Raw genomic sequence first — 11,467 nt, forward strand, 5'->3', positions numbered from 1 at the left:
CCCCCGGCCGCGGGCCGCCCCGCTCACTTCTCGAAGCGGTAGCCCATCCCCGGTTCCGTGATGAAGTGCTTCGGATGCGAGGGGTCCGCCTCCAGCTTCCGCCGCAACTGTGCCATGTACACGCGCAGGTAGTTCGTCTCCGTCCCGTACGACGGCCCCCACACCTCCTGGAGCAACTGCTTCTGCCCGACCAGGCGGCCGCTGTGGCGCACCAGGACCTCCAGCAGATGCCACTCCGTCGGCGTCAGGCGTACGTCCTTCCCGGCCCGGTTGACCTTCTTCGCGGCCAGGTCGACGGTGAACTCGTCGGTCTCCACGATCATGTCGTCCTCACCTCCTCCGGCCGGCTCGGCCCGGCGTACGGCGGCACGCAGCCGGGCCAGCAGCTCGTCCATGCCGAACGGTTTGGTGACGTAGTCGTCGGCACCCGCGTCCAGCGCCTCGACCTTCTCGTCGGACGAGTGCCGGGCGGAGAGCACCAGGATCGGCACCCGCGTCCAGCCTCGCAGGCCCCTGATCACCTCGACGCCGTCCATGTCGGGCAGCCCGAGGTCGAGGACGACCACGTCGGGGTGGCGGGCGGCGGCGAGCCGGAGGGCGGTGGCGCCGTCGTGGGCCGCGTCGACCTCGTACTTGCGTGCCTTGAGGTTGATCACGAGAGCGCGCACGATCTGGGGCTCGTCGTCGACCACCAGGACGCGGGTCATGAGGCCTGCCTCTCGGGTTCTGCCGCGCGGAGCGGCTCCGGGCGTGTTCCCGCCGCGCGGAGGGTGAGGACCATGGTGAGCCCGCCACCGGGCGTGTCCTCGGCGTTCAGGGTGCCGCCCATGGCCTCGGCGAAGCCGCGCGCCACGGCGAGCCCCAGGCCCACGCCGGCGCCGCGCGGGGCGTCGCCGTAGCGCTGGAAGGGCTCGAATATGCGGTCCTTGGCCTCGTCGGGGACGCCCGGCCCCCGGTCGACCACCCGCACCTCCACCCGGTCGGCGAGCGCGCTGGCGGCGACCAGCACGGGGGAGCCGGCCGGACTGTACTTGACGGCGTTCTCGACCAGGTTGGCCATCGCCCGCTCCAGCAGCCCCGGGTCCACGGCGACCATCGGCAGGGTCTCCGGCACGTCCAGGCCGGCGCTGCCCTCGGGCACCCCGCCGAGCGCCATCGGCACCACCTCGTCGAGGTCGATCTCGCGGATCAGCGGGGTGACCGTGCCGGTCTGGAGGCGGGACATGTCGAGCAGGTTGCCGACGAGGTGGTCGAGGCGGTCCGCGCCCTCCTCGATGCCCTCCAGCAGTTCCGCCCGGTCCTCCTCGGACCACTCGACGTCCTCGGAGCGCAGGGAGGACACGGCCGCCTTGATCCCGGCGAGCGGAGTGCGCAGATCATGGCTGACGGCGGCCAGCAGGGCCGTACGGATGCGGTTGCCCTCGGCGAGCGCGCGGGCTTGGTCGGCCTCCTCCTGGAGCCGGCGGCGGTCCAGTACGACGGCGGCCTGGGCGGCGAAGGCGGCCAGCACCCGGCGGTCCTCGGCGGGCAGGACACGGCCGGTCAGCGCGAGCGCCATATGGTCCCCGACCGGCATGTCCACGTCCGCCTGCTCGGGCCGCTCCACGGGATGTCCCTGCCCGACGCGGCCCGCGCAGGTCCACGGCTCGACATCGCTCGCCCGCTCCAGCAGGGCCGCCGACTCCATGCCGAAGGTCTCCCGGACCCGTTCCAGCAGGTCCTCGAGGCCGGTCTCGCCGCGCAGCACGTTGCCCGCGAGGAAGGACAGGATCTCGGACTCGGCCCGCAGTCTGGCCGCCTGGTGGGTGCGGCGGGCCGCGAGGTCGACCACGGAGGCCACCGCCACACCGACGGCCACGAAGATCACGATGGCGACGATGTTCTTCGGGTCGGCGATGGTCCACCGGTGCAGCGGCGGTGTGTAGAAGTAGTTCAGCAGCAGCGATCCCACCGCCGCCGAGGCCAGCGCGGGGAGCAGCCCGCCGAGCAGGGCCGCCGCCACCGTCAGCGCCAGGAACAGCAGCATGTCGTTGGCGAGGCCGAGGTCGACGGTGTTGAGCAGCGCCGCCAGGGCCGGCGGGCCGGCGACGCCGACGATCCAGCCCCACACCCGCCGGGAGCGCCCGAGGCGCGCGTCCCGGGCCACCGGCAGTCCGCGGCCCTTGGCGACCTCGTCGTGGGTGACGATGTGCACGTCGAGGTCGGGCCCGGACTCCCGGGCGACCGTCGCGCCGACGCCGGGCCCGAAGACGTACTGCCAGGTCTTGCGGCGTGAGGAGCCCAGCACGATCTGGGTGGCGTTGACGCCGCGGGCGAAGGCGAGCAGGGCGGCCGGTATGTCGTCGCCCACGACGTGGTGGAAGGTGCCGCCGAGGTCCTCGGCCAGGGTCCGCTGCATCGCCAGTTCCTTGGGCGAGGCCGAGGTCAGCCCGTCGCTGCGGGCTATGTAGACGGCCAGTACCTCGCCGCCGGCGCCCTTCTCGGCCAGCCGGGCGGCGCGGCGGATCAGCGTCCGGCCCTCCGGACCTCCGGTCAGTCCGACGACGATCCGCTCGCGCGAGCCCCAGATTTTCGACACCCGGTGCTCGCTGCGGTACTGGGTGAGGTAGGCGTCGACCCGGTCGGCCACCCACAGCAGCGCCAGCTCGCGCAGGGCGGTCAGGTTGCCGGGCCGGAAGTAGTTCGACAAGGCCGCGTCGACCTTGTCCGGCTTGTAGATGTTGCCGTGCGCCATACGGCGGCGCAGCGCCTCGGGCGACATGTCGACGAGCTCGATCTGGTCGGCCCGCCGTACCACCTCGTCCGGCACGGTCTCCTGCTGCCGCACCCCGGTGATCGACTCGACGACGTCGCCGAGGGACTCCAGGTGCTGGATGTTGACGGTCGAGATCACGTCGATTCCGGCCGCCAGCAGTTCCTCCACGTCCTGCCAGCGCTTGGCGTTGCGGGAGCCGGGGACGTTCGTGTGGGCCAGTTCGTCCACCAGGGCGACCTGGGGGCGGCGGGCGAGGACGGCGTCGAGGTCCGTCTCGGGGAAGACGCCGCCGCGGTACTCGAGCTGCCTGCGCGGCACCTGCTCGAGGCCGTGCAGCATCACCTCGGTGCGGGGCCGGTCGTAGTGCTCGACGAAGGCCACCACGCAGTCGGTGCCCCGCTCGACACGGCGATGCGCCTCGGAGAGCATCGCGTACGTCTTGCCGACGCCCGGTGCCGCACCGAGGTAGATCCGAAACTTGCCGCGTGCCATGGCCTCATTGTCTTCCGGTCCGCTGCCTGCGCAGCGTCGACCTTACGGCCAGCAATTACGGCATATGGGTGCCGGGCGCGGCTGCGGACCGTCTTTGACGGAACTCTGACGCGCCCGGCAGGTCAGGGCCTCACGCGGGATTGTCGCCGTGGCTGAGGGTCTCCCAGGCGACGAAGAGGTTGTTGCTGCCGGCCGGGCGGCCGCGCACGGTCAGCGTCTCGGTGTTGGTCATGGCGTGTCCGAGGCGGTTGGCCAGGGCGTTGTGGCCGACCTCGGGGACCGGCCCGAGCCCGCGCTTGAGCGAGCCGCCGCACAGCCGGCCCGGGGCGGCGGCGCCGAGCTCGTACTTGGCGTGGAAGCCGAGCCCGTGCCGCAGCCGCTCGCCCACGTCGGTGCCGTAGAGGTCCTGGCCCTGGATCCGGCTGGTCTCGGCGACGTGCGAGATGGCGGAGAGGCCGTAGCCGGTGTGGGTGAAGTCCCGGCAGGTCTCCTGGCTGAGCCCGTCGACGAAGGTCGACTGCCCCTGCCAGTACCGGACGATCTTCTCCCGGGTGTTCAGGTTCTGGCCCGGCACGGTCTTCGGCAGCTCACCGTCGGAGGCCAGGTAGACGTAGGCGGCCGTACGGGTGCGGAACTTCGCCATGGCCTTGTCGTACGACGCCTTGTCCTCCAGGAAGACGGAGATGCCGACGGCGGCCTCCATCATCGACAGCTCCCAGTTCCCGTTGGAGTGAGAGCCGTTGATCACCTCGGGGAGGTAGACGTTGCGGAGCATGGTGGCGAAGCGCCCGGAGTTCGCCCAGGTCCCGCTGTACGTGTACTTGATGATCTCGGCGGCCTTGGGCCAGGAGGAGCCGGCCCAGCCGGTCTGCAGGGGCGCGTTGCTGTTGGTGTGGTCCCTGATCACGGCCGACCAGGCGTCCATCAGCTCGATCGCCTTGCGCGCGTGCCGTTCGTCGCGGGTGACGTACCAGGCGAGGGCCTGGGTGTAGGCGGCGATCGCGTCCTCGCGTTCGTCGGTGCAGCCGTGGTTGGGGTTGGAGTACGAACCGCACTCGACGACGGCCCGGGGCTCGGGCGGGCGGTTCAGGTCGGCGTACGTACTCGCCATCATCCGGTCGAAGGCGCCCTTCCAGGGCTGGGCACCGGAGTTGACCTTGGAGCGGGTGAAGTCCAGCTGCCCCTTGGAGACGGTGACTCCGGGGTGGACGAAGCTGCTGGGAGCGGCGTCGGCGGGCCAGACGAGGACACCGGCGACCAGGGCCGCCGCGGCTGCTAACAGTGCGGTTCTGCGCATACGTGGAGGGCCTTCCGTTCTCGTATGTGAACGTGAAGCGCCTTTATGAACAGACGCGTTGGACGGAGACGGTAGGTACAGACCAATGACCCGTCAAGGCTTCACGCACGAGCACGCACGAGAAAGGGCCGCACCCCCTGGAGGGTGCGGCCCTGCTGTCTCTACGAGCCTCAGCGGACCTCGGTGATCTCCGGTCCGCGCTGGAGCTGGCCCATTCCGCCGGCGAAGCGGGAGCCCTCCTCCTGCTGGACGCCCTCGGGGACCATCTGGGCGTCGTTCGGCAGCTTCAGGACGATCGGGTCGCGGGGCGCCATCGGGCCCTCGCCGCGGACCACGACCGTGTCGCGGAAGATCTGCTCGAGCAGCCCGGCCGCCTGCGGCTGCACCGCGCCCTGGCCCGAGATGACCCCGCGCAGGAACCACCGGGGGCCGTCCACGCCGATGAACCGCACGACCTGGAAGCCGCCGGTGCCGTCCGGGAGCTGCACCGGCACCTGGGCCCGCAACTCCCAGCCCAACGGCCCCTCGACCTCGTCGACGATGCCGCCCTGCTGGGTGATGCCCGAGCCGATCTCCTCGCGCACCTCGCCCCAGATGCCCTCACGCTTGGGCGCTGCGAAGCCCTGCAGCTGAACGGCGCTGTCCCGCAGCACGACCGTCGCCGCCACGATCGCGTCGCCCGCGACCTCGACCCTGAGCTCCATGCCCTCGACGCCCGGCACGAACAGACCGCCCAGGTCGACCCGGCCCTCGGCCGGATCATGGACCTCGGAGTCGTCCCAGGGCCCGTCGGGCCGCGGCGCCGGCTCGAGCCTCAGGCGCTCACGCTCGTCCGCCTCACTGTCGACACCGTCGACGACCTGCTCGGTCTCGCCGGCCGCGTCCTCGGCGGCATCCCTATTCTTGCGACGTCCGAACACGTCACTGTCCTTCCCGGTCGGATACGACCGAAGCGTATCGATTCCCACCCGTCCGACCGCCCAGGGCGGCCTGACCGCTTGTGCCGCTCGTCCCGTCCACCGCCGCATGGCCTCCGGTGGACCCGAAGCCCCCCTCGGCCCGCGCCGAGTCGGGAAGTTTTGCCACCTCTTGGAAGCGAACCTTCTCGACCTGCTGGACTACCAGTTGGGCAATCCGGTCGAAGCGCTCGAACCGCACGGCCTCGCGCGGGTCGAGATTCACCACGATCACCTTGATCTCCCCACGGTACCCGGCATCAACCGTCCCCGGGGCATTCACCAGGGCGACGCCGCAGCGAGCGGCCAGACCGGATCGCGGGTGCACGAAGGCCGCGTACCCCTCCGGCAGCGCCACAGACACTCCCGTGGGCAGCACGGCCCGCTCGCCCGGCTCCAGTTGACACGCCTCGGTGGTGCGCAGATCGGCTCCCGCGTCACCGGGCTGCGCATACGACGGAAGGGGTACCTCCGGATCGACGCGCCGGATCAGCACATCCACGGGCTGACGGCTCGCGGGGCTCATGGGAGTCATGGGGCTTTCCGTGCTCGCGGGGTCGGTGGGGCTGATGGGGCCGACTGGGCCCACGGGGCCTTCCAGGCTCACGGGTTCACCTCGAAGGCGCGGGCGCGCCGGACCTGGTCCGGGTCGTTCATGGCGGCCTGGATCTCCTCCTGGCGGCCGTGGTCGACGAAGTGGTCGACCTTCACCTCGACGAAGAGCGCGTCGGCGCGCACGGCGACCGGCCCGTCGGGGCCTCCCACGCGTCCGGTCGCGGTCGAGTAGATCTTCCGCCCGGCCACCGCCGTCACCTCCGCCTGAAGGTGCAGCGTGGTGCCGACGGGCACGGGCCCCACGAAGTCGGTCTCCAGCCGCCCGGTCACGGCGATCGTGCGCAGCAGCCAGTTCAGCGAGCCGAGGGCCTCGTCCAGGGCGGTGGCGAGCACCCCTCCGTGCGCGAGGCCGGGGGCGCCCTGGTGGGCGGGCCGCACGATGAACTCGGCGGTGAGTGACACGCCCTCGCCGGCCCGCGCCTCCAGGTGCAGCCCGTGCGGCTGGTCGCCACCGCAGCCGAAACACTGGCCGTAGTGCGCGCCGAGGAGCTCACCGGGCGCCGGAGCGTCCGGATGTCGCACCGGTCGCACGGCGTCGGCCGGAGGCTGAAGAGCTGCGGAAGTACGACTCACAGCCGGAGACCTTACCCGCGCGTCGGCCCCTTCCGGACACCGTGTCAAGCTTGGCTCCATGCAGCTCTCCGCCGCCCCGTACGAAGAACGCCTCACCGCCCCCCGGACCTGGTGGCTGATCTCGTTCCTCGTCGGCGTCTCGATGGCCCTGATCCTGCTTCCGTTCGGCACGCTGCCCATGCTCGGCGGCCTGGCCGGAGGCACCGCGGTCGCGGCCGTCGCCGCGAGTTCGTACGGCTCGGTCCGCATCCGCGTGGTGGGCGATTCGCTGATCGCGGGCGAAGCGAAGATCCCGCTGGCGGCGCTGGGCGATGCGGAGATCCTGGACGCGGAGGAGGCGCGCGCCTGGCGCACCCACAAGGCCGACCCGCGCGCCTTCCTGCTGCTGCGCGCCTACATCCCCACGGCCCTGCGCGTGAAGGTCACGGACCCGGAGGACCCGACTCCGTACCTGTACCTGTCCACGCGCGAGCCGGAGCGCCTGGCGGAGGCGCTGCGGCCCACGAAGCCGGCGTAGTCGGCGTAGCACATCTGAGCGGGGCTTCACCCGACGAGCGGCCGGGCGGGCTTCAGCGCTCGTCGCGCTTGTCGTCGCCGTTGAATTCGTCGCCCTTGACGTCGCGTTTCGCGTCCGCGCCGCGGCCCAGAGGGTCGCTCGTGATATCGCCCATCTCCAGGGCGTCCGCCGGACGTTCCAGGGCGGGAAGCGCCTCCAGGGCCTCCCAGGGCACCTGGATTCTGCGCAGGTCCTCGCGGATCCGGGCGGCGAGCTTTCTCGTCTCGCTGCGGTTCATGGCCGCCCCCACGGCGGCGCCCACCAGGAACGGGATCAGGTTCGGCATGCTGCGGACCATCCGCTTCATGATCCGCTGCCGCAGCTCCCGCTTCATGCGGCTGTTCAGCGCCACGCTCAGCGTCGACGGCTTGGTCGCGTCGATCCCGCGCTCCCCCGACCACGAGTCGAGATACGCGGTGCTGCGCTGCTTGAGGTTGCCGGGCGGCCGCACGCCGTAGACCTCGTGGAGTTCGGCGATCAGCTTCAGCTCGATCGCGGCGACGCCGGTCACCTCGGCGGCCAGTTCCGTCGGCAACGCGGGCGGCACGGGCAGCATCGCGGCCGCGCCGATGCCCGCTCCGACCGTCGCCGTCGCGCTCGCCGCGCCGGCCACGAGTTTGTCCGCGAGCTCTTCGGGCCCGAGGCCCGGGAACTGCCTGCGGAGCGTCGCCAGGTCCCGTACGGGGACCCGGGGTGTCAGTTCGATGATCCGGTCGGTGAGGTACGCGAGCCCCGCCCGGGCCCGGACACCGCCCTTGCGAGCGCTCTCCCTGGCCCTCTCCCGGATCGCCCCCGCCCGCCGTCGGGCGACGGGTGCGGGGACGTCCACGGACGCCGGGAGGTCACTCCGGTCCGCGGCCGGTTCGAGCGAGGCCGCCCCCGTATCGGTTGGGCCTCGCTCGTCGTCACGCACGCCGTACTGCGGGCCGTCCATCGGCCCTTCGTCCGCCTTCCGCTTGGAGAAGCGGCGCTTCCAGGGAGGGGTCGAGCCAGTCACGGCCGACCCGTCCTCAGTCGCAGTCGCGGCAGATCGGCTGACCGTTCTTCTCCCGGGCCAGCTGGCTGCGGTGGTGCACCAGGAAGCAGCTCATGCACGTGAACTCGTCCTGCTGCTTCGGGAGCACCCGGACGGCCAGCTCCTCGTTCGAGAGATCGGCTCCGGGCAGCTCGAGGCCTTCGGCGGCCTCGAATTCGTCGACGTCCACTGCGGACGCCGACTTGTCGTTCCGCCGAGCCTTCAGTTCTTCGAGACTGTCCGAGTCAACGTCGTCATCGGTCTTGCGTGGAGTGTCGTAATCGGTTGCCATGGTCGCTCTCCCCCTCTGGGTGTCTGCGGTGTCTCCAGCGCACGTAACGCGTGAGAGGCCGGACTTGTGCCCGACCTGAGGCGGAGATTTTGCCTCACATCAAGGTCTGTTACTCAATCGACACCCAACCGGACTCCTCACGAGTGATCGGCTTGGATGGCGATGGGGACCGTACACGGTCCGAATGCCGCACCTCAAAGGCGTCTCACCCTGTACTTCCCGTGATCAAGACCCCCGAAAACCGGGATTTTCCCGGCTTTCCGACAGGACTCATGATCACGGAGAGTAGATGGCCGGAAAGGCGCCTCTGTGATCGATCACACACGAGGTGCGCGAGGTGAGGCTTCAGAAATTCCGCGCAAAGCGAACATCCCCGTGCACCGCCGAGTTGATCGGCGACATGATCTCAGATGGGCAGCGTGACTCGCATCACGAGCCCACCTCCCTCGCGTGGCTGGGCGTAGATGTGCCCGCCGTGCGCCCGGGCCACGGACCGGACGATGGACAGACCGAGTCCGACGCCCTTGTCGCTGCCTGTGCGCTCCGTGCGCAGCCGCCGGAACGGCTCGAAGAGATTGTCGATCTCGTACGCCGGCACGACCGGGCCCGTGTTCGAGACGACCAGGACCGCCTGGCCGTGCTGGACCTCGGTGGTGACCTCGACCCAGCCGTCCTCGGCCACGTTGTAGCGCACGGCGTTCTGCACCAGGTTGAGCGCGATCCGCTCCAGCAGCACACCGTTGCCCTGGACGACCGCGGGCTTCTGTTCGCCACGGATCCGCACACCCTTGTCCTCGGCCTCGCCGTGCACCTGGTCGATGGCCTGCGAGGCGACCTCGGCGAGGTCCACCGGCCCTCGCTCCACGATCTGGTTGTCGCTGCGGGCGAGCAGCAGCAGACCCTCGACGAGCTGCTCGCTGCGCTCGTTGGTGGCCAGCAGCGTCTTGCCGAGCTGCTGGAGCTCCACCGGAGCGCCCGGGTCGGACAGATGCACCTCCAGGAGCGTGCGGTTGATCGCCAGCGGCGTCCTCAGCTCGTGCGAGGCATTGCCGACGAAGCGCTGCTGGGCGGTGAAGGCGCGCTGCAGCCGCTCCAGCATGTCGTCGAAGGTGTCCGCCAGCTCCTTCAGCTCGTCGTCCGGGCCGTCCAGCTCGATCCGGCGGGACAGGTCGGAGCCCGCCACCGTGCGGGCGGTACGGGTGATCCGGCCCAGCGGCGACAGGACGCGGCCGGCCATGGCGTAGCCGAAGGCGAAGGCGATGACCGCCAGGCCCAGCAGGGCCAGGAGCGAGCGGCTGAGCAGGTTGTCCAGGGCGTGCTGGCGCTGGTCGTTGACGCACTGGTTCATCGCGTCGTTGAACTCGCTGGGCGAGGCCTGGCCGGGCAGGTTGCAGATGTCGCTGGTGACCTTGCCCTCGACGATCTTGAACGGCAGCTCGCTGCCCACGTTCAGCGCCTGCGCGGCCAGCAGGTAGATGATCGACAGCAGCAGGATGCCGGCGATCAGGAACATGCCGCCGTAGAGCAGCGTGAGCCGTATGCGGATGGTCGGGCGCAGCCACGGGAAGGGCGGCGCGGGCCTCCTGGGGTCCCAGGTGGGCTTCGGGGGCGCCTGCGGGGGCGCGGGAGTCGCTGCCACGGGGTATCAGATCCGGTAGCCGGAGCCGGGGACGGTGACGATGACGGGCGGCTCGCCGAGCTTGCGGCGCAGGGTCATGACGGTCACGCGCACGACGTTCGTGAACGGGTCGGTGTTCTCGTCCCAGGCCTTCTCCAGCAGCTGCTCCGCCGAGACGACGGCACCCTCGCTGCGCATCAGCACCTCCAGGACGGCGAACTCCTTGGGCGCGAGCTGGACCTCCTTGCCGTCGCGGAAGACCTCGCGGCGGTTGGGGTCGAGCTTGATCCCGGCGCGCTCCAGGACCGGCGGCAGGGGCATGCTGGTGCGCCGGCCCAGGGCCCGCACGCGCGCGATGAGCTCGCTGAACGCGAAGGGCTTGGGCAGATAGTCGTCGGCACCGATCTCCAGGCCCTCCACACGATCGCTGACGTCGCCGGAGGCCGTGAGCATCAGCACGCGCGTGGGCATGCCGAGCTCGACGATCTTGCGGCAGACGTCGTCGCCGTGCACGAGCGGGAGGTCGCGGTCGAGGACGACCACGTCGTAGTCGTTGACGCCGATGCGCTCGAGGGCCGCCGCACCGTCGTACACGACGTCGACGGCCATGGCCTCCCGGCGCAGTCCGGTGGCCACCGCATCGGCGAGCAGTTGCTCGTCCTCGACGACGAGTACGCGCACGTCCCTGGTCCTTCCTCATGTCCACCCGCACAGCGCTTCACGGGCGCATGCGGGCAGGGGTCTTCGGCGGTCTGTTGGTGTGTTGCCCTCCATCCTGCCCTTTTCGGCCATAAGTCGGAGGTAAGGCGGGTGAGGGAGAGGCCGGGTGCGGGTGTGGGCGAGGGGAATAGGAGATTTTCTCCTCCGGTTAGGTTTCCACGGAAGGGAGCTTGGGGAGGACGGCTTTACATCCCACGATCACACTCTGCTGGTACCGCACCACCCTGCGGTGCGCATCAATCCGCTTTTCCGCAGAGCGGGCGTGGGTGTCCGGCACCGCCGCCGCCCAGCAGAGCGGCGCTGGGCATCCACCGGAGACGTGATCGTCCCTTCCGAACGGCACACCCCCGTGCCATCGACCCACGACCCAGGACGAGGGGGCGCAGCATGGACGCATTCACCGCAGGACTTCTGCAGCGCATAAGGGCGACCGAGTCCGATCTGTCCCGGGCTCGCGACGAGGGCGACGACTTCCTCGTCGAAGTGGAGCAGGGCGAGCTCGACGACCTGCGCCGCCTGGCCGCCGAGCACGGTGTGGAGGTCAGCGCGACGAGCGTCTGATCAGGCCGTACGAAGCC

The 11,467-nt window shown here is 70.6% G+C and carries 12 protein-coding genes; 2 read left to right on the plus strand and 10 right to left on the minus strand.

Translation table 11 applies throughout. The annotated features are described in order from the left end of the window. Positions 1–23 precede the first annotated feature (23 nt). The 6 genes from ACFTZL_RS13005 to ACFTZL_RS13030 all read right to left on the minus strand — a co-directional run bounded on the left by ACFTZL_RS13005 (position 24) and on the right by ACFTZL_RS13030 (position 6,688). Positions 24–707 carry a response regulator gene (locus tag ACFTZL_RS13005; RefSeq protein ID WP_382581022.1) on the minus strand — a complete coding sequence of 228 codons (684 nt, stop codon included), beginning with the start codon at positions 705–707 and terminating at the stop codon, positions 24–26. Then, on the minus strand, positions 704–3,247 hold the full coding sequence (locus ACFTZL_RS13010) for an ATP-binding protein (RefSeq protein WP_382581024.1): 2,544 nt from the start codon (positions 3,245–3,247) through the stop codon (positions 704–706). Before ACFTZL_RS13010 ends, ACFTZL_RS13005 begins: the two co-directional genes overlap by 4 nt. A 130-nt stretch (positions 3,248–3,377) precedes the next feature. Then, positions 3,378–4,544, minus strand: coding sequence for an alginate lyase family protein (locus tag ACFTZL_RS13015; RefSeq protein ID WP_382581026.1), 1,167 nt, complete (start codon positions 4,542–4,544; stop codon positions 3,378–3,380). Between the two features lie 170 nt (positions 4,545–4,714). Continuing rightward, positions 4,715–5,464, minus strand: coding sequence for a DUF3710 domain-containing protein (locus ACFTZL_RS13020; protein ID WP_382581028.1), 750 nt, complete (start codon positions 5,462–5,464; stop codon positions 4,715–4,717). A gap of 1 nt (position 5,465) precedes the next feature. Next, a complete protein-coding gene (dut, locus tag ACFTZL_RS13025) occupies positions 5,466–6,026 on the minus strand; it encodes a dUTP diphosphatase (RefSeq protein ID WP_382581038.1) in 561 nt (186 codons plus the stop codon). Between the two features lie 77 nt (positions 6,027–6,103). Continuing rightward, complete coding sequence (locus tag ACFTZL_RS13030) at positions 6,104–6,688, minus strand: PaaI family thioesterase (RefSeq protein WP_382581030.1); 585 nt, start codon at positions 6,686–6,688, stop codon at positions 6,104–6,106. Between the two features lie 58 nt (positions 6,689–6,746). Here ACFTZL_RS13030 and ACFTZL_RS13035 point away from each other — a divergent pair, with 58 nt between their 5' ends. Beyond that, a complete protein-coding gene (locus ACFTZL_RS13035) occupies positions 6,747–7,205 on the plus strand; it encodes a DUF3093 domain-containing protein (protein WP_382581032.1) in 459 nt (152 codons plus the stop codon). A gap of 52 nt (positions 7,206–7,257) precedes the next feature. Here ACFTZL_RS13035 and ACFTZL_RS13040 read toward each other — a convergent pair whose 3' ends face one another. The 4 genes from ACFTZL_RS13040 to ACFTZL_RS13055 all read right to left on the minus strand — a co-directional run bounded on the left by ACFTZL_RS13040 (position 7,258) and on the right by ACFTZL_RS13055 (position 10,850). After that, on the minus strand, positions 7,258–8,241 hold the full coding sequence (locus ACFTZL_RS13040; protein WP_382581034.1) for a hypothetical protein: 984 nt from the start codon (positions 8,239–8,241) through the stop codon (positions 7,258–7,260). Positions 8,242–8,254: 13 nt separating this feature from the next. After that, positions 8,255–8,551, minus strand: a complete 297-nt coding sequence (locus ACFTZL_RS13045; RefSeq protein WP_003993510.1) for a DUF4193 domain-containing protein — start codon at positions 8,549–8,551, stop codon at positions 8,255–8,257. A 406-nt stretch (positions 8,552–8,957) separates the two neighbouring features. Next, positions 8,958–10,190 (minus strand): sensor histidine kinase, encoded by a 1,233-nt coding sequence (locus ACFTZL_RS13050; RefSeq protein ID WP_382581036.1) that lies wholly within the window; start codon positions 10,188–10,190, stop codon positions 8,958–8,960. 6 nt (positions 10,191–10,196) lie between these two features. Further along, positions 10,197–10,850, minus strand: coding sequence for a response regulator transcription factor (locus tag ACFTZL_RS13055; RefSeq protein WP_111580853.1), 654 nt, complete (start codon positions 10,848–10,850; stop codon positions 10,197–10,199). Positions 10,851–11,276: 426 nt separating this feature from the next. Between ACFTZL_RS13055 and ACFTZL_RS13060 the strand changes: the two genes are divergently transcribed. Next, entirely contained in the window at positions 11,277–11,450 is a 174-nt protein-coding gene (locus ACFTZL_RS13060; RefSeq protein ID WP_167407432.1) for a hypothetical protein, read from the plus strand. Positions 11,451–11,467: the final 17 nt, after the last annotated feature.

This window comes from Streptomyces sp. NPDC056948 (genome assembly GCF_042674225.1).
GTDB classification, from domain to species: Bacteria; Actinomycetota; Actinomycetes; order Streptomycetales; family Streptomycetaceae; genus Streptomyces; species Streptomyces purpurascens.

Coding starts and splice junctions, on each gene's coding strand:
- ACFTZL_RS13045 (WP_003993510.1), bottom strand. CDS start 8,551: ATGGCAACCGATTACGACACTCCACGCAAGACCGATGACGACGTTGAC.
- ACFTZL_RS13035 (WP_382581032.1), top strand. CDS start 6,747: ATGCAGCTCTCCGCCGCCCCGTACGAAGAACGCCTCACCGCCCCCCGG.
- ACFTZL_RS13015 (WP_382581026.1), bottom strand. CDS start 4,544: ATGCGCAGAACCGCACTGTTAGCAGCCGCGGCGGCCCTGGTCGCCGGT.
- ACFTZL_RS13010 (WP_382581024.1), bottom strand. CDS start 3,247: ATGGCACGCGGCAAGTTTCGGATCTACCTCGGTGCGGCACCGGGCGTC.
- ACFTZL_RS13005 (WP_382581022.1), bottom strand. CDS start 707: ATGACCCGCGTCCTGGTGGTCGACGACGAGCCCCAGATCGTGCGCGCT.
- dut (WP_382581038.1), bottom strand. CDS start 6,026: ATGAGCCCCGCGAGCCGTCAGCCCGTGGATGTGCTGATCCGGCGCGTC.
- ACFTZL_RS13060 (WP_167407432.1), top strand. CDS start 11,277: ATGGACGCATTCACCGCAGGACTTCTGCAGCGCATAAGGGCGACCGAG.